A 21,214-nucleotide genomic window follows, 5' to 3' on the forward strand; every position below is an offset into this window, starting at 1 on the left:
GATTGGGGGTGAGTCGTGGCGATCAGTGTGCGCTCTCAGTCGATCGGCTCCGCAACCGCGCCCACCATCAGCGTGACGAAACCGTCCGGGGTTGTCGAGGGCGATGTGTTGATCGCCGTCTACTTCGGCGACTCGGGCCTGTCCGGGGTGTCCGCGAGCGGCTGGACAACGATGGCCAGCCGCAACCCTGACGATGAGCTTGCGACTCGGGTGTGGCGGCGCACCGCCACCGGCGGCGAGGGCACGAATTTCAGCTTCTCCCAGCCGGTCAACGCTGACGGCATCGTCCACATCATCTGTGTCCGGGACGCCTCCACCACCATCCCCCCCAAGGTCGCTACCGTGATCACGTTCGCCGGCGAAGTGGTGACCCCGCCGGTCACCGCAGCTTCGGCCACGCACCTGGAGATCCGTGCGGGAGCCATCACCGGCGGCATCACCGGCACCGTCACCTGGACGCCGCCGCCGGGGTACGCGCTGCGCGGCAGCCGGCAAAGCGGTGACCTGCTCACGTCCGCGGCGGCGTCCAAGCAGATCGCCTCCAGCACGTCGACCGGCGCGAAGTCCTTCACGCTCTCCCTTCCGGCGGGGGAGCGGTACGGGGTCGGCGTCTCAATCAGCCTCGCAGAGGGCGACGCGGGGCCTGCCCCGGAGCCGCCTCCGCCGTTCACACCGGGCCGCGGATCCGCTCTGTACCGGTATGTGCTGCGCAGGTGGGACGGCACCTACCTGGACGACCTGGATCTGCGAGGCGTCAGCCTCGACAAGCGCATCCTCCAGCCGGGCACGTTCAGCGCGACGATCCCGATCCCGTCCCGCAAAGTCGCCGCCCGGGTCGCCCGGGTCATCCCCCGCGATGAGGAAGGCGTGGGCGGCATCACGGACCTGTCCATCGGCCCCGGCGTCATCACGTGTGAGGTCTACCGGGGCGGGGTCTGCTGGGGCGAGTACTGGATCACCGCCACGCAGCTGTCCCGGTCCCGCCGCGGCACTCCGGCGATCCAATTGCGCGGATCCACGATGGATGCCTACCTGCTGCATGTTGAGCTTCAGGAGGCGCTGGAGTTCGTCTCCGAGGACCAGATCGATATCGCCCGCAGCCTGCTGCAGCACATGCAGGGGCAGCCGCACGCCAGCCTCAACCTCGCCCTCCAGAGCGGCAGCTCGGGCGTGCCCCAGGACCGCACCTACGCCGCGAACGAGGCCACCTACGGGCAACGGCTGACCGAGCTCGCACAGGTCGAGTCCGGCTTCGAATGGGCCATCAACATCGTCGCCGGACCCGCCGGGTTGGAGCGGCACTGGGTGTGGGGCTACCCCACGCTCGGATCGGATGCGGTCGCCCATGTGTTCGTTGACAGCCCGAACGGCGGCGACATCCTTGAGCTGGGTGAGCAGGTCGACGCGCTGCGTGGCGCCACCTCGTGGCGTGCCCGCGGAAGCAGCATCTCAACTGACGCCTCGACCAGCAGTGTGCCGCTCATGTCCGACCCCCATGTGGCGGAGGCGCATCTCGCGGCGGGCTGGCCGCGCATCGACCGCACCCTCACCTACTCGTCGGTCATCGAGCAGCAGACTTTGGAGGACTACGCGGCGTACTGGGCGGCGACCGCGCCGGGCGCTTTGCGCGTGGACTCCATCACCGTCGCCTTGGGCGCTGAGCCGACGTTCACCCCCAACAGCCTGGGCGATCAGGCTCGGATCTTTCTGAACAACGAATGGCACCTTCCCCACAGCCGGGTACGGCGCATCATCGGCATCGGCGTTACCCCGACCTCCCGCGAGTCCGGCAAGGAAGAAGCCGACTTGATTTTCGAAGGAATCGAGGTGACCGGTGGATAAGTTTCCCGGCGACCTGTCCGCTGAGATTCGCCAGCTGCGCGCCGAGGTGGACGAGCTCCGCGCTCTGCTTCGCCAGCAGTCGCCGCTCACGTCGGCGTCTGCGGGTTGGAAGATCGGCAACATGGCATCGCCGCCCACCCCCGCCGGTGGCGGGCACCTGTTCGCGTCCGGCGGCGACCCGTATTGGAAGGACAGTGGCGGCGTAGTACACGAGCTGATCACCCCGCCGTTCCCGCAGGGCATCGCGGTTGCGAACCCGCCGAACTTCACCTCGGGGAGCGCGTCCGGCAGCGACGCCGTAGTGATCAACGCGCTTCGTGCCGACGCCGCCGGCACGAAGGTCGCGCTCGACCTGCTGCTGTCGTCTCTGCGTGCAGCACCCCTCATCGCCACCTAAGACGTGCCGTCCGGCGGATCCGGCCATTTATCGCCATCTGACCCCTTTGGAAACGGAGCCCCTGTGTGACCGACATTCTTGCCATCTGCGTGGCCTTAGCCGTCCTGGCCGGTGGTGGCGCCGTCGTCTTCAAGTTCCTCGCCCTCATCAAGAAAGGCCACGACGCCTTGGACGACTGGAAGGGCGAACCGGCCCGCCCCGGGGTTCCGGCCCGTCCTGGGGTGATGGCCCGGCTGGAGGCCATAGAGGCGCAGCTCCTGCCAAACGGTGGCCATAGCGCCCGTGACGCGGTGGACCGTGTCGAGCGGTCCGTGCAGCGCGTGGAGAACACGCTCGCCGTCACTCTCGACCAGCGCAGAGAGGATTGACCATGGACATCATCCCCCGCAAGAAGTGGGGTGCTCGTCCGCCCCGCAGCCGCTACACCGTCACCTGGGGGCAGCGGACCGAGTTCTTCGTCCACCACACCGCCGGGGCGAAAAGCCAGCTGGTCAGGGCCATCCAGGACTTCCACATGGATACCAACGGGTGGAACGACATCGGCTATAACTTCCTCGTTGACGAGGACGGCACGGTCTACGAGGGCCGCGGCTGGACCGTCGTGGGCGCGCACTGCCCCGGCCACAACCAGACCGGGATCTCGGTGGCGTTCATCGGCACCAACAACCCGACCCCGGCGGCGAAGAAGTCGATCCGGCGGCTGTATGAGGAGTCCTGCCGGCGTGCCGAGCGGAAGCTCCTGCAGCTGTGCCACGGGGACCGGTACGCGACTTCCTGCCCGGGGTCGGTGCTCCGGGCGTGGGTCAAGGCCGGGATGCCGGTCGACGAGCTTGCGGAGAAGCCCATCAAGGTCGTCGTCCGGGATGGTGTCGCCCTGTGGCCGGGCCGGGTCCTCGAGCTGGCAGATCCGATGATGAGCGGCGCCGACGTGAAGGCGTGGCAGGAGCGGCTGGCGAAGCGCGGCTGGACCATCGACGTCGACGGCTGGTACGGCCCCCAGTCGCGGGGCGTGTGCCGGGCCTGGCAGCGCGCGGTCGGTCTGCCGGACACCGGCAGGGTGGACGAGGCCACCTGGGAGTCGGCCTGGTCGTGGCGGCCGCCGGAGAAGCCCGCGTGATCGAGGCGGCGCTTCTGCAGCTGCTGATGAGACGAACAGATCCCGGCAACTCTCAACTGAGAGTTGATCGTTGCCCGCCAGACCCGCCGCCCCGGACCTGTTGGCCGGGGCTTTTCGCTGTCCGCGCCCGGGCGGCCATCATCCGCTGGAGGCCGCCATGCCCTTGACCGACCGCGCTCAGGCGCGGGCTGCCGCTCTCCACGCCGCGGCGGTGCTGCACGGCCCGCTGACCCTGCTGCCGGGCGTGGACCGGCAGGTCGCCGAGCGGGCCGCGCAGGAGAGCATCCGCCGGCTCGCGGACGGCTTGGCCGCCTACGTGCTCGGCACCACCCGCATCCACCTCATCCCGGGCCCCGTCGTCGACGAGGCCGCAGACGTGCCGCCTGGCACACCTCAGAGAGAAGGCGAAGTCATGACCCAGATGAACACGGGCCACAAGTTCGAGCTGTCGATCGACGCGCGGGACGCCGCCGGCTTCCCGACCCGGCCGAACGTGACATGGTCGATCGACGACCCGTCCGTGGCGGAGCTGCAGGTGGCGGAGGACGAGCAGACCTGCGTGGTCGTGTCCGGCGCCCCGGGTTCGGCGGTGCTGACTGTCACGATCGAGGACGAGACCGCGGAGGGGCAGGAGCCGCTGTCGGTTACCCACGCCGTCGACGTCGTGCCGGCGGGTACCGCGACCATCGAGCTCGTCGCCGGTGAGGTCGTGGACGAGTGACGACGAACAACAGCGAGCTAACGGGGGAGCCCGCACTGCTGGCTTCCCTCGTCGCGTCGGGCGTTCAGCTTGCGGCGGCGTTCTTCCTGCCGTGGTCGGATGCGCAGGTCGCGGTGATCAACGCTGTGGTGCTCGCTGCCGCTGGTGTGTGGGTGGCGTTCACCACGACCGGCGTCGACAACGGCGGCAGCATCAAAGCGGCGATCCTGGGTTTCGTGCAGGCGGGTATCTCGCTGGCGGTCACGTTTGGCTGGAAGGTGACCCCTGAGCAGACGGTGGGGTTGATGACGTTCGTCGGCCTGGTGGTCGCGGTGTTCATCCGGCAGACGTCGAAGCCGAGCGGCGCCCCGGATGCTGGGCTGAAGGTCGTGGTGGAGAACTACCACGAGGCTCGCCCGTCGCAGATGTAGCCTGAGATCACCTCGTCCGAGCACCCATCGGGGTAGCGCCCGGGGCGCCACCGGTTCGGCAGCCCGCCAGCGGCTTCCGTCCCCGGTTCAGGTCCGGCGCGAACCGCTGGCATTGGTTCGCCTACCTCGATGGGTGCTCGGGCTTTTGCTTCCTGCCGTCCTCCGGGACTGGCGGGGCGGCTCACCTCTGCCACGGGAAACCGTGGCGCCCGCCGAGGTGGTTTGATCACCCCTCGCGCTGGCGAATTCATCTACTCAAACTCGCGGGTCCGCCATAATGGTGGCGGGTCATCGGGCGTGCGGCCGTACGACCGATGTCTCCTGTTCGCCCCCTCGTCTCCGGACGAGGGGGCGTTCCTCGTGTGCGGGCCTACAGCACACACGAGAGCGCCGCCACTTCCCAGCAGGGGAGTGGCGGCGCTCTTTCGCGTTGTAAGGCTACCGCTCGGGCAGAACCCGCCCGCGCTCCACGAGTTGCTGGGCGCGCGAGCGAGACATGCCGAGGGCCTGCCCGATCTTTTCGTAGGACATGCCGCCCGGGGACCACATGGCCGCCGCCGCACGGGCCCGCTCCAAAGCGATCCGGCCGACGAGGGCCTCGTACAGCACCAGATCCTTGGACAGCAGGGTGTAGCGGATGAGCGGGTCGGGCTCCTCCAGGGCGTCGCTGATCGCGGTGTCGAGGAGCGCCTCGACGTCGGCGGGGTCGGCCTCATAGCCCTGGGTGGTGGGGTCGGTCGACATCAGAGACCTCCGGCGTCGAGGCCGTACGCCTCGCAGACGTCGGCGGGGAGCAGCATGATCGCTGCCATGACCGCGTCGTAGCCGTTGCCGTCGGCGTCGTCCAGCAGGGCGGACCAATCGATGTCGTGCCGGTCGCAGATGTCCTCGATGTAGGCGCATGGCATCGGCGCCTGGGTGTCGTCCTGGACGTCGGTCCATGCCTCGATGCGGTGGCTGCCGGTGTACGCCTGGTCCTGGCCGGCGTCGCGTAGCGCCCGGTCGCACACGATTGGAGGGCCGTCCCAGCCGTTGGCTTCCATGCTGGCCGTGAGGGCGGCGACGCGGGACGCGTCGAACGCTTCGTGGAGGGGGTTGATGCCGCCGCGCCACTCGATGTCGAGTGCGAGGGGGTTGGTCACCGTCGATGTCTGCATAGCTATCACTATGCACTATGTGAGGCGGCTTGCATAGGGGCGGGTATGCAAAAGGTTGGAGCCCCAGGACCGGCACCCCGTAGGATCTCCCCGCAACCTCGGGGACTGGAGCACGATGGCCTACGACTTTCCGCCTGACCTGATCGAAGCTCAGCGCGCCTACGACGAGGTACACGCCCGCGTAGAGCAGATCACGGACGCTCCGCCGCCATCGCAGGAGACGACCGCCCGAGCCTGAACACGCGAACGCCCCGCCTGGTCTTCGGACCGGCGGGGCGCCTTCACGTGGTTTATGCGTCTGGTTCGGGCCCTCGGTAGGAAGCGGCCCGGAAAAGTACGGCGAACGTCCTCGGGCCGTGCCGCTGGTCGAGCCAGGCCGACAGCGGGGCCAGGCGTCCGCTGATCATCGAGGACACGATGACGGTGTGGAGCTCATCGACTTCGCTGCCTCCGACCTCGGCCAGGAAGACGCTGTAGCGGTTGTTCACGCCGCGCGTGTAGGAGCCCAGCGAGGCCAGAAAGTCCCGCCTGCCGGCCGTCCGCTGCTCGGCCGGGGCCTGATGGAGGGGGAGACGCGCCAGGTCGGCATCGGTGAGACGTCCGGTGACGTCGCGGAACGCGAAGCGGTCGACTCCGTCCGGCTCGGTGACGCCTGCTCGCTGGGCCGCCTGCCGGGCGATGGCCGAGGCCTCCCGGTCGGTGGCGCCCTCCATCACCACCCCGAGGTTCCGGGTCGAGATGGACCCGGCCGGGTCGGGAGCCGAGTAGGTGCGGCCGTCCTCGCCGCGGCTGTTAATGCCGTACCGGGTGCGGACGAGCTCACCATGCCGCAGCCTGTATTCGCGGTAGGAGCCGTAGTGCAGGCAGTCGTGGGCGTAGGCCCGCAGCAGGTCCAACGCCACCAGCTCCGGAGCCGCCACGGCCTGGTCCAGGCGGCCGTAGCGGGTGACCACGGCCCCCATCTGCAGGTGCCGGTACCCCTGCCCGGCGTGGTGGAAGCCGCCGAAGACGCCGGCCCGGGTGGAGCGGACGCCGACCCATACCCGGTCGGTCGGCAGGAGCCGGTGCAGGCCCAGCTTTTCGTACCGGTCGGCCAAGATGGCTGCGCCGGTGTAGAAGACCTGCAGGGCGTCGCTGCCGAGGTCGGCCAGCACCCAGGGCAACAGCGAGAACACCACGTTCGGGTGCGCTTGGTCGAGGCCGGCGGTCGCCCGCTGGGCGGCGAGCCGCTCGGTGAGCGCCACACGGTCGGCGGGGGAGCCGGCCAGGTGTTCGTTGGGGGTCAGGAGTCCAAGGGCTACTCCTGCTTGTCGTGGATCAGGAGCCGATGCGACTCCTGGATGCCGTCGGGCAGATTGAACGGTGTGAACCATCTCGCCTCCAGGATCTCCATTGAGTCGACGCGGAGGGTTCCGCCGGTGACCAAGGCTTCGTATGCGATCTCGACCCGCAGCTGGTAGCCGCTTTTGATGTGGGCGAGCTTGCCGACCTGAACGTCCAGGCCGGTTTCTTCGCGTACTTCGCGAACGATCGTGTCCTCGAAGCGTTCCCCCTTGTTGGCGTAGCCGGTGGGCAGACCCCACTGGCGGTGTTCCGGCCACAGCCGGTGCCGAAGGAGGAGCACGTTGCCGTCAGAGTCACGGACGATGCCGGTGACGCCGATCATGAACTTGGCGTGGCTGACCCACAGGATGCGCCATTGGAGTGGGCCTGCCAGGGCACGCCAAACCCGGGTAATGAGGTGCTTCACGGGGTCTCCTGGTGGTTGGGCGCCGGGGTGTGGCGCCGTTCCTGTTCACCTTGGCGGACCAGGGGGCGGTCTTCCACAGGAATGGGGGACGTTGGATGCGTGTCTTGCCTGCTGGTTTGGCGTGCTGGCTTCAGGGTGCGGCGCGGTGGTGGCCGTCATCAATGCCAGTGATGGCGAATATTGTCAGCTGACAATGTTCGAGGTGACGTTTGGGTTACTGTCGATTGCAGGTTGTTGCGCCGGAGGGTTGCGATGGGTGTTGAGCGAACACAACGAGCCGCGCTTTTGAGGCAGGCCAAAACTGTCAGCCTCACATGCAGGGACCGCGGGATGAAAGCGCCGGACATATGCGCCGAAATCCTCAAAAAAGTTCCTGAGATGCTGCCGTTGGAGGCGTGGCGCCTGGCACACGGGTGGAGTCGCGCTCGCGCGATCGAGGAGATCGCGGCCCTGTACGCCGAAGACGGGCTGGAAAGACCGGACGTCAATACGGTGATGTTGTGCAAATGGGAGCACGGTCAAGGAAAGCCGGGGTCCGTGTACAGCGAGGTTTTGTGCCGGTTGTACGGGGTTTCTGCTGAACGTCTGGGATTGCCGACACCGAAACGCCGTAATAGGAACTTCGGCGACGATGAGAGAGAGGATCCTATGGAGCGCAGGACATTGATCAAAGCGGCGGGAGTGGCGGGGGTCGCTGTCCCGCTGCATCTACTGCTGGACCTTGAAGCCGCTCTCGCGGTTCCTGTCGAATCCAGCCGCCCCGCGGCACTCGCTGAAATCCAGCAGCGTCTGCAGGCTGCGCGAGGCCAGTTCGATATCAGCGCGCTCGCGCCGCTATTGGCCGAGTTCCCTGCTCTGCTGTCGGCTGCTCTCGACACCGCCAAGCGGGTGGACACCCCAGCGGGGTGGGCGACGTTGGCTTCCTGCTACAACCTCGCCGCCGATGTTTTGAACAAGGTGGGCCGCAAGGACACGGGACTCCGCACCGCTGACCATGGGGTGTTGTACGCGCAACGGTCTGAGGATGCGGTGGCCCAGGGCGCGTCCGCTCGGGCGATGGGGATGATGCTCCGTACGACCGGGCAGCATGACGCGGCCACGCGGGTGGTGGAGCGGGCCGCTGACACCCTGGAGGTGATGGGGCTACGCAAGGCACCGCAGCTGGGCACGTACCTGCGGCTGATGTGTACTTCCGCCTACACGGCGAGCCAGGCGGATGATCGGGAGGAGGCGTTTGCGCGGCTCGCGGAGGCTGAGCGGGCCGCTGAGCGTCTGGTTGCGTTGACGGGCAAACCGGAAGCCGAGCCGTTCACGCGGATGTACCGGATGAACATCCACTATTCACTCGGTGACGCGGGGGCGGCGCTGCAGGTGGGCAAGGATCTGCGGCCGGAGATGTATCCGACGCCGGAGCGCAGGGGACGGTTGCACACCGACCTGGCGCGGGCCTGGTGGATGCGGGGCCGGCCGGAGGAGACGGCGAGCGCGCTGCTTGAGGCTTATAGGGAGGCGCCGAGCGAGGTGCGTGACCGGCCCAAGATCCGGCGGATCGCTGACGACCTCACTGCTGTGCATCCCCGAGTGGCTGGGGTTCGGGAACTCGCAACCGCGCTGGCCGGAAGGCGCCCCCTGCCTTAGCGTCTTTCCTGCCATGAACCAGGTCGGCCTCGCGTCTGCGGGGATGAGCCCCGCCGCTTTCCGAAGCGGCGGGGCTCTCACGTTGCTCGGGCCCCGACTCCCCTCGCCGGAGCCGGGACCAACTCTCAGACGCCCCGCACGCCTCACGGGTTACCAGACATAACAGGACGGCATCGATACGGGCCACATCTAGAGCAGGATTCGGTCTTCACAACCTGTCGGCCCCGGGTGGTAGGCATATGGGGAGCTGTACGACAAACCCCGGCGACGGTGGATGAGACCGCCCCGGGAGTGGCCAACCCTATATAGGAGAGTTGACGTGCCCGAAAATACCATTGCCGTCCCCGGTCATCCCGAGTCAGGGTCCCCGTTCGACGCGATCCGCCATGAGGACGAAAACGGCGAACACTGGTTCGCCCGTGAACTCCAGGTCGTCATGGGCTACGAGCAGTGGCGCCGCTTCGAGGACTCCATCGATCGGGCCATCCGCTCGGCGGAGAACACTGCCACCTACTCTGAGCAGGCTTTTTGCCGGATCAGGCAAGAAGACACCGGTGGTGCGCCGCGTGTGGACTACCGGCTGAACCGCTACGCCGCCTACCTTGTCGCGATGAACGGCGACCCCAACAAGCCTCAGGTTGCCGCCGCCCAGGCGTACTTCGCGATCAAGACCCGCGAGGCCGAGAACGCCACCAGCAAGCCCATGACCGAGATCGAGATGGCACGCAAGTATCTCGCCGTCTTGGAGCGGGAGCAGGAGCTCAGCCGGGAGCAGGAGGTCGCCAAGCCCAAGGCCGGCAAGTGGGACGCCTACTGCAACTCCGAAGGCCTGATCGGCATGACCGAGCTGGCCGACATCCTGCGCACCACGGTCAAGCCGCTGACGAATTGGCTGGTCGAGATCAGCCTGTTCCGCCGTCAGGTATCCCAGGGCGGTGGCGGCCGGAACCTGCCGCGGGCAACGAGTCAGCGCTCCGGGCACTTCGAGGTGAAGACCGAGACGAAGAACGGCTTCGTCTTCCCCGTCGCGTACGCGACTCCGCGGGGTGTGGACCTGGTGGTGGACCTGTGGGGCCGTCAGCCGCTGCCGTAAGTCGTTAGACGCGCGAGCCCTTGCCAGGGAACGGGCGGGGGCTCGTCGTTGTTTTCAGGGCTACTCCTGCTCGCCCCGCATGATGGCCGCCGCATCCTTCCGCGTCCCACCCGCAGCGAGGGTGAGCCGGGCCAGGGCGGCGTCACGGCCAAGGCGGGGCAGCGCGCTGATCGCGGCGCTCAGCTCGGTGTCCATGCCGCCATGCTGGCCCCGGCCGCTGATCGTTCGCAGGCAGACACAGCAACGCCCTCACCCGAGGGCAGGGGCGCCAGCCGTACAGGGTCAGGCCGCAGCCTTCTTGCCGCCCGCATTGACGAGCTCCTTGAACTCCGAACCCGGCTTGAACTTCGGCCCCCACGACTCGGCGACGTGGATCTCGGCACCCGTCGAGGGGTTGCGGGCGGTGCGGGCCGGCTTGTGCACCATCTCGAAAGCACCGAACCCCGTGATCGAGACCTTGTCGCCGGACGCGACGGCGGCCTGGATCGTGTCGAGCACCGCGTTCACGGCCTCGGTGGCGGTCTTCTTGTCGCCGACTCGGTCCGCGATGGCGTCGACGAGTTCCTTCTTGTTCACAGCTTCTCCTGTGTTGATCGTGTTAACAGACTTTACGGTTCGTGTGCTGTGAATATTGCATATCGGTTGTGAATGCTGTAGTCGAACGAGGTTCGGAGGGTCTCGACTGCAAGATCGCGGGTGCACCCGCATAATCCTCGTTATCGATGAAGTCACCACAGGACCTTCGCAACCTTGACCGAAGGATCATTTTCAAGACGCCTCAACGCGTGAACGTAGATTTTGGTCGTATCCGTTGATTCATGACCAAGAGCCTCGGACACCTCGTCAAGGGACGCACCGCGCTCTATGGCCAGCGTGGCGAAAGTGTGCCGAAGCGCGTGCGGAGTGACACGTTCAGGACGATGTAGGCCAGCTTGCCGAGCGACCCGCTTCACAAGATCAGTGATGTCTCCGGTGAGCATCGGCCGGCCGCTCGCGGTCGCGAACAACGGCCCCTGCGCGAAGCCGCGCCCCACGAGGTAAGCGGTCAACGCCTCCATCGCATCTGGCCATCTGCGTCTCCTTGAGTGTGTGGCCCGTGTGGGAGCCGGGATGGGGGGCTGAGAGCCCTCAGAGCCGGAGAAAGGGGGGTGTTTGGGCGACCCCCACACCCCCCACAAGGCCGCGTATCCGCAGCTCGGAGGGGTGTGTGGGTGCCACGTGGGGGTTGTGGGGGTGTGGGACTCCCACGTGTGGGTGCCACGTGGGGGTCAGGCTGCCGGCCAGTCGGCCACTTCGGGCGGCACCTCCAGGTCGCCGGAGCGGATCGCCTCGGCCGCGTCGAGAAGGTGCTGGCGCTCGTAGCCGCGCCGCCGCCGGCCGCCACGTTCGAACGCGTTGGGCGGCCGGGTTACGCCGATGGCACCCAGCAGCGCGGCCAACTCGTGTTCGGTCATGCCCAGCGCGGGCGCCATGACCTCACTGTGCAAGCGGCCCTCGTCCCAGGGCAGCGCCAGCGCCCGGCGGAGAAGCTCGGGCAGAAGCACCTCGGCGCCCACACGGATCTCGTGGATCTGCTCAACGTGCACCGGGCCCGGTGCCGCGGGCCGGGCGGGCATCGGCGCCTGCCCGGACGCGATCCGCTCCGCGCGGGCCGCCGCAACCAGCGCCGCCGGATCCGCCCACCCCGACGTCGTCCCGCCCTTCAACAGCTTCAGATAGGAGCCAACCGCCTCCCGAGGGGCCGGGGGTTGCACCGGCGGCCGCGGCTCCATCTCACCGCCGACCGCGGCCCCAGCGTCGGCGGCCGGATGGGTGAGAGCCGGATCCCAGATGATGGGCTTGCCCCGCTGATCGGTGACGCCGGGCAACTCGATCGGCTCCGGCCGGACCAGGTGGACGCGGTCCTCCGGAGTGGAAAACAGCCACCGCATCCGGGAATGCCGGGTGGCGTACGCCCGCCCCGCCGCAGCGGCGCTGGGCGCGTCCAGGTTCGGCCGCATCACGGAGATCGCCAAGCTGGCCGGGCGGATGTCGCGGCCCGGCTCCATCTTGAAGCACCGCCACGCCCGAATCTCCTGGCGTCCGAACAGCCTGACGAACCCGCTGCCGGGCCCGGCCAGGTCTTCGACCTTCGGGCCGCGCGTGTAGTCGTAGAAGTAGTCGATCTCCTTCTGGGCGCCGCCCGCCATGATGAGCCGGTTGTGGAACAAGGCCAGCAGGTCGGTGGACAGCGTGTTGCTGGTGGAGCGCAGCGCCGACACCAGCACCTGGCAGGCTTCGTTGCGGCCGATCCGCGCCGACTCCTCCAGGTTGTCGCGGATCGCCGCCTGGATCGGATCGCGGATGGTCTGCGACAGCACCTCGAACCCTTCATCGAGCATTTCGGTGATCTGCGGCACGTCGGCGCCGATGGGCAGCAGCTGCGAGTTGGCCTCCATCCGCCGTTTGCTGTACGCGGTTTTGCGTTCCTTGGCGATGACCGTGTGGGCGTGCGAGATCAGCAGCGCTTCCTCCGCGCACGGCGCGGCCCAGTCGACCGCGGGCCGTTCGACTTCCCCGGCAAGCCAGGCGGCCAGCCAGGCTTGGGAGACGCCGCCGCCGTTGAGGTCGAGCTGCCAGGTGAGGTTGTCGACGCAGAACCCCAGCTCAGCGGTGATGGTGTGCAGGGTGCCGGTTTTGCCGCTGCCCGTGGTGCCCACGACGATGATGCGCGGCTCACGCACCTGCACCCGCATGGGGCTGCCGTCGCGGTGCGCCCCCAGGCTGATGCCGTCCAAAACGGAGCGGGGGCTGTAGTCGCGGGGGTGGTCGAGGTCTTCGGCCAGATGGTTGACGGTGGCCACGTGCATCCAGCAGGAGCCGCGCCGACCCGCAGAGGTGAACTCCACCCCGCACCCGTCCAGCAGGTCAGCATCCGACGCTAGGCCCTCGCGGTGACCATCCAGGCGGCCGATGGTCGCCCCGCCCTGCGGTAGGCGCAGCAGCATCGAAAACCCGGCCTTCGTGGGCCAGTCCCGCGCTTCGATGACCTCGACGCGGACCTTGCAGACGCGGCGGATCCGGTCGAGCCAGTCTTCGGCCAGGGCGATGTGACGACGCGGCACCATCGCGGTGCTGGCCCGGTGTCCGGCGCGGGTGGCGGCCGGGCCGGGCAGCGGCGGCCGGTTGGCCCAGCCAGCCAGCAGCCCGGCCAGCAGGGAGCCGACCCCCAGGGCTGGCCAGGCCTCGGGCTGGTCGAGGCCGGCGGCCATCGTCCACGTCAGCCAGCCGCCCGCACCAGCCCAGCAGCTGAGCCGATACCACAGGGCCCGCGGGTCGGTGCCGGCGCCGGACAGCAGGGTGGCGCCTACTCCGGCGGAGGTGAGGCCGACCGCCCACCACGGGGACAGTCCGGCGATCTCGCCCGCGCCGAGCGACAGCGTGGCCAAGCCGAGCGCGCCCATGCCAGCGGCGCTGACCGGGCCGCGCGGTTTGAGCGACCAGTCAACGCGCGGCCGAGATGTGGTGGTGGCGCCCACCCGGGCCCCCTTTCGTGCAGGTGTGGCGGGTTACTGGACGTTCCACTTGCGTTCGCCGACGCGCGGCGTCACACGGCGGGCGATGTCCTTTTCGTGGCGGGCTTTGAAGACCTCGGAGACTTCTTGGGCCTGGGCGCCGATCTTGGCGAGTGAGCTGTACATCTCTTCGAGGCGCTCGACGACGTCCTCGTGGATGGGGTATTCGGCGCGCAGCCGGTCTGCCCAGATGCGGAATCCGGTGGCGACGGAGGCGGTGACCTCGTCGAGGTTTTCCATGTGGGCGTCGACGTCCATCATGTCGTCGCTGTGGTAGGCGGCTGCGGCGCCGGGCAGTTCGATGGCGGCCTGGAGCAGGGTGAATGAGCTCATGGGGGGTGTCCTTCCGGCGGAGGCTGGGTGGGGGACGGAGGGGGCTGGTTGCGGCTGGGGTGCGGCGGGGGTGGCTCCGGCGGCCGGGGCGGCTGGCTCCGGCGGCGGGCAGGGGGTGGGGTTAGCGGGCGGGCGGCGCCATCGGCGGGTGAGCCATGCCCACCCGGCGACCAGGGCGGCGACGGTTTCGGCGTCCCATCTGCGGTAGCGGCTGCGTAGCGCGGTCACGGCGGCGGCCCGGCCGCCCTCGAGCGCGGCTGCCCAGGCGGTGCTGGCCCGCTGCCCGGTGCGCTGGTCGATCCACCGGCCCGCCCGCCGAGCGGCTTCTGCTGCCCTCTGGTCCAGGCGTGGGGACGCGGTTCGGCGGCGGAGCGCTTGTCCTGCCTGGACGAGGCGGTGCCGGGCTCCGCGTGCGCCGCCGACCGCCCGGCGGGCCAGGTCTGCGGCGTGAGCGTCCAGGCGGGGGGAGGCAGCCCGGCGGCGGATGGTGCGTCCGGTGCTGGCCAGTCGCTGGGCTGCGACGCGAACGGTCCCGGCGTGGTGGACTGCTCCGCCAGCTGCCCGTCGGCTGCCGGATCCTCCCGCTCGGCTGCGAACCGGGTGCTTGGGGTTTGGGCGGAAGGCTCCAGTGTGGTGGCCAGGCGATCCCCGGCCGCCGGTGAACAGGTGCCGGCCCGCCGCTCGCCCGGATCGGCCGCTGAGCGACGGCATCCGTGGGCTGGTTGAGGTACGACCACGCCCCGCCGCGGTGCGGCCGGGTCCGGTGGTGGCGCCGAACGTCATCCGCCGCCCAGCCCGCCCGCCCGCCGGGCTGTGGTGGCTGGACTTCGACCCGCGTTCGCGGCGTGAACGGTTCCGGCCCGGGTGCGCGCGCCGCCACCGCCAGTATCCGTATCCGGCGCCGCACGCGGCGGTGCCCCCGGCGCCGGCCAGCAGGCCGAGGGCGCCGAGGGTCTGGTAGAGGCCGAAGCCGCCCAGGGTGAGCGTGCCCAGCAGGCCCGCGAGCAGCTGCCCGGCTGGGAGGCCCATGTCGGGTGGCTCGTCCTTGGCCGTCTTGTCCTGGCGGGGCGGGTGCGGGGCGGGGGGCTCTTCGGGTTCCTGCCACGGTTCTTCGTCCGGGGGCGGGGTCTCGGGGGTGTTGGCGGTCATCATGCGCCTCCGGCGATGATGAGGGTGGCCACGAAGATCCACAGGTGGTGCCAGCTCTGGTCAAGAGCATGGGATCCAGATCCGAGGTGGCCGGCGCCGAGCTGGTAGAAGTCCTGCTTGCCGAGCTGGGTGGCGAGGCGTTGCAGGGGGGTGCGGCGGTCGGCCCAGTAGTGGCTCGCTGCGTCGATGAGCAGGGCGATGGCGACGGCGGCCGGGTTGAGGTGGAGTCCGGTGATGAGCGCTACCGCGGCCAGGGCGATGAGTTTGGTGGCGGGGAGGGTGGCGACGTGCTTGGCGCAGGCCCAGCGGCCGGCCCAGCCGGGGGCGCCCTTCGCGCAGGCTTGGCCGTGGGTTTGCACCCAGTGATCGCCGAAGGAGTGCGCGGCGAACAGGGCGGCGAACGCTGCGGCGAACGTGACGGCGGCGGCGAGGGTCTCAGCGGTCACGCCGCACCGCCCACTGCGCCGCTTCCAACGGTCGCGCCGTTCAGTACCGCCGGCTCCTCCGATGGCGACTCCTCCAGGGAACGGGCGGGGATCCGCTTGGAGGCGGCAGGAGAGACCGGCGGCCCGCTGTTGGGGAAGACCCAGCCCTTCGCCGAGAGTTCCTCCCGGACCTCCACCACCCGGTCGTAACCCCAGCTCTTGGAGAACCCGAACTCATCGCCAACGGCGAGTGCGGTGGGAACGACCTTGCGACGCCTGATGGACTCCCTGACGAAGTCGCGGGCGTGGTCATTGTCCTGCTCAGAGGGCTTCTTTGTTTCCTTCGCTGTTCCCGCTTCCGTTCCCGTTTCATGCCCCTCAGTGGCCGGTTCCGGAGACCACTGGCCAGGGTCGAGCGGCGGAACGAACGGGGTGAAGCGCGCCATAAACCGAGCGATGTTCTGCCGTGCTTCCGTTCCCTTCGGGTCCTCGCCGTCGAGGTCGTGGTAGACCGCCGCGAGGTGGGTGAGCGTCAGCTTCAGCGCGTCTGCCTGAACGGCGATCAGCGCACGCTCGGCCTCCCGGATCGCTTCCTGAGCGTTCCCCGCCGTGTTCCTCGACCGGACGACCGCCAACGCCACCTCTGGGGACTGCACGCCCTCGGCGACGCCGTACTTGAACGCCTCCCACGTCTCGGCCCGCAGGGACGGGATGACCCATCGCAGCAGCGGGAAGCGGAGCGGTCTCTGCTCCAGCAGGCCCTGTTCGCGCATGCTCTCCCAGTGCCGCCATTGGGAGTAGATCTGCCACAGCACCGGCGACAGGACGGAGGCGGCACCGAACACGCCGGCGAAGTCCTGGGTCTCGGTCAGGCCGGAGTTGTGGCTGTAGTTGAAGAGGCCGACGCCGATGCCGATGACGTAGGACAGCAGGCGCAGGCCGTACGCACTGAACCCCTTGATCATCTTGTCGTGGGCGAGGTAGCCGACGTTCACCGCCACCGACTCGACCACGACGGCCAGCGGCACAGCCTGCCACCACTCCCAGCTCAGGCCGTACATCAGGGCGAGGATCTGGCCGAGGACGGCGGCGGCGTTGACGCCGATGTTCGCAGAGGCCAGGACGACGGCGAGGCTGACGCGGCTACGGAAGTGGCGCCGCCTGGTCTTGCGCTTCTCGGTCTCCTGCTCGGCCAGGCGGCCTTGCTCGGCGGTGAGCTGGGAGCGGACCTTGAGCTTTTCCTGCTCGGCTTCAAGGTGCTCCAGTTCCCGCTGGTCGCGGGCGCGCTGCGCTTCGATGCTGGCGCGGGCGGCCAGCTGCTCGGCGGCGGCCTTGTCCGCAGCGCGCTCAGCGCGGCTCCGCAGCAGGCGCCGGGGCATCACGCGCCCCTGCTCTGCTTGGCGAGTTCGGCGTCGTAGGCGCGTCTCATGCTGGGTGCCTCACCGTCGGGCCATCTGGCAGGCACCTGCTGGAGGGTGCGGCTGTGCAGGAGGGGGAGGCTGTCCAGGTCCGGACTGGTGGGCGCAGAGGGGGCGGTCGTGCCGCTAACGTGCTTCATTGGTTCGGGCTCCAGTGAGGTTGGGGCGTCGTGCCAGGTAGAAGCCCCGCCCGGTTGCCGCCGGGTGGGGTCTTCTGCGTTCAGGGGGTGAGCGGGTTGGTGGGGTCGTCGATTAGGGTTGGCATGTCGGGGTCTGCCAGCCAGTTCAGGCACTCCTGCAGGAGCTCGTCGGCTGTCTTACTGAGTGGTCGCGGGGGGACCTCGCCGGGGCGGGTGGTGCTCCACTCGCCGTCCTGCCCCGCCCGGTAGACGACGACGGCGTCCGGGTCGTGCTCGAACAGCAGCTGGACTCTGCGCAGCCGACGGGCGAGGCTTTCGGCGTGGGCCTCGGCGATCGGGCTCGTCTCCACCCGCGGCTGGCCGCGACTGGGTGTCCACTGCACGCCGTACTCGATGGCATCGGTGGGTGCTGTGCTGGCGGGGTCGGTCACGGTTCTCCTCGGATGGGCGGGGTCGTGTGGGTGGCCTCGCACCCCTCCGTGCGAGGCCACCGCCCTCCGAGAGCAGGCGCGCTGCCCTTGGAGGGGTTGTGCACCGGCCGCCACCACCCTTTGACAGGGGCGGCCGGGAGATCATGAGGGCGGAGTGTGCGGGCCGTAGGCAGTACCCATGAACACGTTCTTCTGGCACTGACCCGGGCCAAGAGCGCCTTCCCGGGTGCCCCAGAAGTGGCCGACGTACAGGGACCACATCCGCTCCAGAGGCAGCCCGCACTTCTGGCAGGTGAACCCGGGAGGACGGGAGGGCGGCTCGGGAGGGGGTGCTGTCACGGCGGCCAGGCTTCCCGCCAGGTGGCCAAGATGGAGGAGACGATGGCGGCGCGGATCTGCGGGGAGTCGGGGTGGCCGGTACGCCAGTCCCGAGGTTTGGGGCACTGCTCCGATGCGGATTCGGCGGGTGCGCTGCTCATACTGGCGCGACCTGCCGGACGTGCAGCTCAGCCCACGCTTTGTGTCCATTTCGGGTGCCGCCGGAGCCGTAGCGGTCAGCGAGGGCCGACACCAGCCGATGCGCCCCTGGATCTGCGAGCGCGCCGGGCACGGGCGTATTGGCGTCGTGGATCTCGAAACGGACGTGGCTGAGGTCGACGGCCGTGATGAAGCTGATGTTGCCGTCGAGGGGGGTACGGGTGAGTGCGTCCGCGAAGAGGGCCCGAACGACCTGCTCGGCGTCGTCGACACGATCAGGCTGGCATTGCTTAACGACAGTACGGGCGTGTTGCACGGCTGCGTCGATGCTGCCAGGTAGCGCGGGGTAGTCCTGAGTGAAGGTCGGCATGGGTCACCACCAAGGGAGAGCAATCCGGCTATCCGGCTCGCTATTCGTATAGCCAGCTTGCAAGCCGGATATCCGGCTGTCAAGCTGGGTGGGTGGATCAGCCCCGTTATCTTCGACTCGCCGCGCTCATTCGGCGACAAATCGTCACCGGCGAACTTGCCGCAGGGACCCGCCTACCCGCGCGCCAAGACCTGGCCGCCGAGCACGGCGTCGCCGAGGGCGTGGTACGCGAGGCGATCCGCCAACTCGCCCAGGAGGGACACGTCGTGTCCCGGCCAGGCGCAGGCGTATTCGTCCGCGAACGGCCAACCGCCCGACGGATCGTCCGCTCCTGGTACCGCGAACGCCGGGCAGGGTCTCCGTTCGCCGCCGCGCTACTGGAGCAGGGGAGCCGTGGTGGCTGGATGTACGAATCGGCCACCATCCAGGCGCCGCCAGAGGTGCGAACGCGCCTCGCCCTCGATGAACCCTCCGGCGACGCCTCCGATGTCATGCACACCCGGTACGTATTCACCGGCGACGATCAGCCGTGGATGCTGTCGGACTCCTATGAGCCGCTATCCCTCACCAAAGGCACGATCGCCGCATTCCCTGAAGATGGCCCACTGGCCGGGCGGGGAGTCACTCACCGCATGGCCGAGATCGGCGTCCTCGTCGACGACTGGGTGGAGGACGTCACGGCGAGGCCGGCCGCGCCCGGCGAGGCGAAGGCGCTGGGGATAGCGCCGGGATCCATTGTGCTGACGGTCGCGCGGACCTATCTCGCCGATGGTCGACCGGTCGAGGTTGCCGACATCGTGATCCCGGCGGAGACGTCAGTGCTCGGCTACTCCGGCCCGGTAGGTGATCGGGTGGAGGAGTGGGCTGACATCTCTGCGAGGTGAGTTTTAGCGGGCCAGGGCTCATCGCCGATATCGGCGGTGGGCCCTTTTGCGTGTTCGGATCAGATGGTCGTTATGACTCTGGTACTGACAAGCGTTCAAGCGCTTATAGTCACGTACGTAGGTGCTGACCTGCGCCTATACCCTCAAGATCGTGATTGATCATGGCTCCTACACACCGGTCTTCAGACAGCTCGCGGACATCCTGCGCGACCGGGTGGCTGAGCTTGGTCCCGGGGCGAAGTTGCCATCCGAGACGGACCTGATGCAGGAGTTCGGGCTCGCTCGGATCACGGTCCGTGCGGCGATGAAGGAGCTCCGAGCCGAGGGGCTGATCTCCACCACACGCCGCCGAGGGTCCTACGTTCGCGACGAGGAGCGGGTGCCCATGGACATCACAGGGCCGGCTGACGTAAGCGCGCGAATGCCAACGCCAGAAGAGCGGGCGAAATTCAATATGCCGGAAGGAGTGCCACTGCTCATCGTGGAACACGAGGGCGGTGAGACGGAGCTCCTGCCCGCGGATCGGATCATCTTGAAGATCCTTGGCCGGGACTGATCCTCTCCAGAGACAGGCCCTCCCGGCGGCTTGAACGCCGGGAGGGCCGCCTCGGCTCGGCCCTGCAAATCCCTGCTGCAGCACCGCGCCTCCGGGGGCCGACTGGTGATCCTTCCCCCGCATGGGGAGGCCAGGCCAGAGATGCGGCTGCCCGTATCTCAAGATAATGCGAGTCCTACGTACGTCTTGCAATGACATTCCTGCCGCGTGGGGCTTTTCCCCTGATTTTCATAGGAAAGGCCGCCCCGCCGGCTCCCTGCGAGGGCGGGACGGCCCCGTCTTGATGACGCGCTTCGGTACGTCTTTGGTTTACACGCTGGGCGGATGTCTGTGGGTACTGTTTGCGGGCGTTTCTGTTCAAGGTGGTGACGAGTCCCGACGTTCAACAGATGATCACAACTCTGATCAACCGAGCGCTGACCGTGGCGGGATGATCCTCCGGGTGGCGGTGCCCCTCTCGCGCCGGACCAGGGGGTCGGTGACCGCGGAGACAGCCGCGGTGCTGCCCGCCCTCCTGGTCGTGCTGGGAGCCGGGCTTTGGGCGGTGGCAGCGGTCGAGGCGCAGCTGGAGTGTGTGGACGCGGCCCGGGCCGGGGCTCGGGCCGCGTCACGCGGCGAGTCGCTTGAGCGGGTCCGAGGCAGCGCTCTGTCCGCGGCTCCCGCGGGCGCGACTGTCACGGTGACCCGGAGTGCGGAGGTGGCACGGGTGGAGGTGTCGGTGAACGTCAGGCCTCGCTGGGGCGCCTCGCTCCCGGGCGTCACCGTTCACGCGAGTGCCGCCTCCGTCACCGAGCCAGGGCTGGAGTTGGTAGGCCCGTGACTCCTTCGCTCCCCGGGGAGGGGGGCTTCTCGTCAAGCCGCTTTTGCGGCTTCGCGGGGGACAAGCCCTGCCCGCAGGACATGGATGACGGTGGGGCCGAGCGGGGGTCGGCCACCATCTGGACGGTCGGGCTCATGGCGTTGCTCTTCGCGGTCGCGGCGGCGGTCATGGTCGCGGGCACGGCTCGGGTCGCGCGTCACCGAGCGCAGAGTGCCGCCGACCTGAGCGCGCTCACCGCCGCTCGGCTGGCCTTCGCGGACCCGGACCGGAGCTGCGCGAGGGCCTCCCTGCTCGCCGCGGACAACGGGGTCAGGGTCACCCGCTGTTCTGTGGGAAATGACGGCATCGCGGAGATCGAGGTGACCATGGACGTTTCACTCCTCTTGAAAGGAGAGGTGGCGATCAACGCCAGGGCACGTGCCGGCCCTGTCCACATCGCTGATTCAGGCCGGTGACGGAAGGGATGGACGCACACCGGGAATCCGATGGGAGCCGACCGGAAAGCGGTGAAAGTACAGCTCCGGTCCGCTGC

Annotated in this window: 28 protein-coding genes; 13 read left to right on the forward strand and 15 right to left on the reverse strand. The window is 68.7% G+C overall.

The window, feature by feature from the left end; translation table 11 throughout:
• Positions 1-15 precede the first annotated feature (15 nt).
• The 6 genes from OG884_RS18905 to OG884_RS18930 all read left to right on the forward strand — a co-directional run bounded on the left by OG884_RS18905 (position 16) and on the right by OG884_RS18930 (position 4,487).
• Positions 16-1,842, forward strand: a complete 1,827-nt coding sequence (locus OG884_RS18905) for a hypothetical protein (RefSeq protein WP_326646695.1) — start codon at positions 16-18, stop codon at positions 1,840-1,842.
• Positions 1,835-2,239 carry a hypothetical protein gene (locus OG884_RS18910; protein ID WP_326646697.1) on the forward strand — a complete coding sequence of 135 codons (405 nt, stop codon included), beginning with the start codon at positions 1,835-1,837 and terminating at the stop codon, positions 2,237-2,239. The genes OG884_RS18905 and OG884_RS18910 overlap by 8 nt, the downstream gene beginning before the upstream one ends.
• A 65-nt stretch (positions 2,240-2,304) precedes the next feature.
• Positions 2,305-2,607: a hypothetical protein gene (locus OG884_RS18915; RefSeq protein WP_326642845.1), complete on the forward strand. Its 303-nt coding sequence runs from the start codon at positions 2,305-2,307 to the stop codon at positions 2,605-2,607.
• Between the two features lie 2 nt (positions 2,608-2,609).
• Positions 2,610-3,356, forward strand: a complete 747-nt coding sequence (locus OG884_RS18920) for an N-acetylmuramoyl-L-alanine amidase (protein WP_326646698.1) — start codon at positions 2,610-2,612, stop codon at positions 3,354-3,356.
• Positions 3,357-3,513: 157 nt separating this feature from the next.
• A complete protein-coding gene (locus OG884_RS18925) occupies positions 3,514-4,077 on the forward strand; it encodes a hypothetical protein (RefSeq protein ID WP_326646699.1) in 564 nt (187 codons plus the stop codon).
• Complete coding sequence (locus tag OG884_RS18930; RefSeq protein ID WP_326646700.1) at positions 4,074-4,487, forward strand: hypothetical protein; 414 nt, start codon at positions 4,074-4,076, stop codon at positions 4,485-4,487. The genes OG884_RS18925 and OG884_RS18930 overlap by 4 nt, the downstream gene beginning before the upstream one ends.
• 438 nt (positions 4,488-4,925) lie before the next feature.
• Here OG884_RS18930 and OG884_RS18935 read toward each other — a convergent pair whose 3' ends face one another.
• Both OG884_RS18935 and OG884_RS18940 read right to left on the reverse strand, forming a co-directional pair.
• Complete coding sequence (locus OG884_RS18935; protein WP_326646701.1) at positions 4,926-5,231, reverse strand: hypothetical protein; 306 nt, start codon at positions 5,229-5,231, stop codon at positions 4,926-4,928.
• A complete protein-coding gene (locus OG884_RS18940) occupies positions 5,231-5,644 on the reverse strand; it encodes a hypothetical protein (RefSeq protein ID WP_326646703.1) in 414 nt (137 codons plus the stop codon). The genes OG884_RS18935 and OG884_RS18940 overlap by 1 nt, the downstream gene beginning before the upstream one ends.
• A 115-nt stretch (positions 5,645-5,759) precedes the next feature.
• On the opposite strand from OG884_RS18940, the gene OG884_RS18945 reads away from it, so the two are divergent.
• A complete protein-coding gene (locus OG884_RS18945; RefSeq protein ID WP_326642832.1) occupies positions 5,760-5,882 on the forward strand; it encodes a hypothetical protein in 123 nt (40 codons plus the stop codon).
• A gap of 52 nt (positions 5,883-5,934) precedes the next feature.
• Here the strand turns inward: OG884_RS18945 and OG884_RS18950 are convergent, their stop codons facing one another.
• Positions 5,935-6,888: a hypothetical protein gene (locus OG884_RS18950; protein ID WP_326642830.1), complete on the reverse strand. Its 954-nt coding sequence runs from the start codon at positions 6,886-6,888 to the stop codon at positions 5,935-5,937.
• Positions 6,889-6,941: 53 nt separating this feature from the next.
• Complete coding sequence (locus OG884_RS18955; RefSeq protein ID WP_326642828.1) at positions 6,942-7,394, reverse strand: NUDIX domain-containing protein; 453 nt, start codon at positions 7,392-7,394, stop codon at positions 6,942-6,944.
• Between the two features lie 330 nt (positions 7,395-7,724).
• Between OG884_RS18955 and OG884_RS18960 the strand changes: the two genes are divergently transcribed.
• Together OG884_RS18960 and OG884_RS18965 are read left to right on the forward strand one after the other, a co-directional pair.
• Positions 7,725-9,032, forward strand: a complete 1,308-nt coding sequence (locus OG884_RS18960; RefSeq protein WP_326642826.1) for a hypothetical protein — start codon at positions 7,725-7,727, stop codon at positions 9,030-9,032.
• Positions 9,033-9,351: 319 nt separating this feature from the next.
• Positions 9,352-10,125: a phage antirepressor KilAC domain-containing protein gene (locus OG884_RS18965; protein WP_326646704.1), complete on the forward strand. Its 774-nt coding sequence runs from the start codon at positions 9,352-9,354 to the stop codon at positions 10,123-10,125.
• A 60-nt stretch (positions 10,126-10,185) separates the two neighbouring features.
• Here OG884_RS18965 and OG884_RS18970 read toward each other — a convergent pair whose 3' ends face one another.
• From OG884_RS18970 to OG884_RS19020, 11 genes are all read right to left on the reverse strand, one after another.
• Entirely contained in the window at positions 10,186-10,320 is a 135-nt protein-coding gene (locus OG884_RS18970) for a hypothetical protein (protein WP_326646706.1), read from the reverse strand.
• Between the two features lie 87 nt (positions 10,321-10,407).
• Positions 10,408-10,701 (reverse strand): HU family DNA-binding protein, encoded by a 294-nt coding sequence (locus OG884_RS18975; RefSeq protein WP_326646708.1) that lies wholly within the window; start codon positions 10,699-10,701, stop codon positions 10,408-10,410.
• A gap of 152 nt (positions 10,702-10,853) precedes the next feature.
• Positions 10,854-11,183: a tyrosine-type recombinase/integrase gene (locus tag OG884_RS18980; protein WP_326646709.1), complete on the reverse strand. Its 330-nt coding sequence runs from the start codon at positions 11,181-11,183 to the stop codon at positions 10,854-10,856.
• 210 nt (positions 11,184-11,393) lie between these two features.
• Entirely contained in the window at positions 11,394-13,643 is a 2,250-nt protein-coding gene (locus OG884_RS18985) for a hypothetical protein (protein ID WP_326646710.1), read from the reverse strand.
• Between the two features lie 30 nt (positions 13,644-13,673).
• A complete protein-coding gene (locus tag OG884_RS18990) occupies positions 13,674-15,164 on the reverse strand; it encodes a hypothetical protein (protein WP_326646711.1) in 1,491 nt (496 codons plus the stop codon).
• A complete protein-coding gene (locus OG884_RS18995) occupies positions 15,161-15,607 on the reverse strand; it encodes a transcriptional regulator (protein ID WP_326646712.1) in 447 nt (148 codons plus the stop codon). Before OG884_RS18995 ends, OG884_RS18990 begins: the two co-directional genes overlap by 4 nt.
• A complete protein-coding gene (locus tag OG884_RS19000) occupies positions 15,604-16,965 on the reverse strand; it encodes a hypothetical protein (RefSeq protein ID WP_326646713.1) in 1,362 nt (453 codons plus the stop codon). Before OG884_RS19000 ends, OG884_RS18995 begins: the two co-directional genes overlap by 4 nt.
• Positions 16,965-17,144, reverse strand: a complete 180-nt coding sequence (locus OG884_RS19005; protein WP_326646714.1) for a hypothetical protein — start codon at positions 17,142-17,144, stop codon at positions 16,965-16,967. The genes OG884_RS19000 and OG884_RS19005 overlap by 1 nt, the downstream gene beginning before the upstream one ends.
• An 80-nt stretch (positions 17,145-17,224) precedes the next feature.
• Positions 17,225-17,575: a hypothetical protein gene (locus OG884_RS19010; RefSeq protein WP_326646715.1), complete on the reverse strand. Its 351-nt coding sequence runs from the start codon at positions 17,573-17,575 to the stop codon at positions 17,225-17,227.
• A 335-nt stretch (positions 17,576-17,910) separates the two neighbouring features.
• Complete coding sequence (locus OG884_RS19015; protein WP_326646716.1) at positions 17,911-18,054, reverse strand: hypothetical protein; 144 nt, start codon at positions 18,052-18,054, stop codon at positions 17,911-17,913.
• Complete coding sequence (locus OG884_RS19020; RefSeq protein ID WP_326646717.1) at positions 18,051-18,422, reverse strand: hypothetical protein; 372 nt, start codon at positions 18,420-18,422, stop codon at positions 18,051-18,053. Before OG884_RS19020 ends, OG884_RS19015 begins: the two co-directional genes overlap by 4 nt.
• Positions 18,423-18,514: 92 nt before the next feature.
• Between OG884_RS19020 and OG884_RS19025 the strand changes: the two genes are divergently transcribed.
• From OG884_RS19025 to OG884_RS19040, 4 genes are all read left to right on the forward strand, one after another.
• The gene (locus OG884_RS19025) at positions 18,515-19,306 is read left to right on the forward strand and encodes a GntR family transcriptional regulator (RefSeq protein WP_326646718.1); all 792 of its coding nucleotides are present in this window, start codon (positions 18,515-18,517) and stop codon (positions 19,304-19,306) included.
• Positions 19,307-19,427: 121 nt separating this feature from the next.
• On the forward strand, positions 19,428-19,862 hold the full coding sequence (locus OG884_RS19030; protein ID WP_326646719.1) for a winged helix-turn-helix domain-containing protein: 435 nt from the start codon (positions 19,428-19,430) through the stop codon (positions 19,860-19,862).
• A gap of 430 nt (positions 19,863-20,292) precedes the next feature.
• Positions 20,293-20,682: a TadE family type IV pilus minor pilin gene (locus OG884_RS19035; RefSeq protein WP_326646721.1), complete on the forward strand. Its 390-nt coding sequence runs from the start codon at positions 20,293-20,295 to the stop codon at positions 20,680-20,682.
• Positions 20,683-20,762: 80 nt separating this feature from the next.
• Entirely contained in the window at positions 20,763-21,137 is a 375-nt protein-coding gene (locus tag OG884_RS19040; RefSeq protein WP_326646723.1) for an Rv3654c family TadE-like protein, read from the forward strand.
• Positions 21,138-21,214: the final 77 nt, after the last annotated feature.

It is taken from the genome of Streptosporangium sp. NBC_01755 (assembly GCF_035917995.1).
GTDB lineage: Bacteria > Actinomycetota > Actinomycetes > Streptosporangiales > Streptosporangiaceae > Streptosporangium.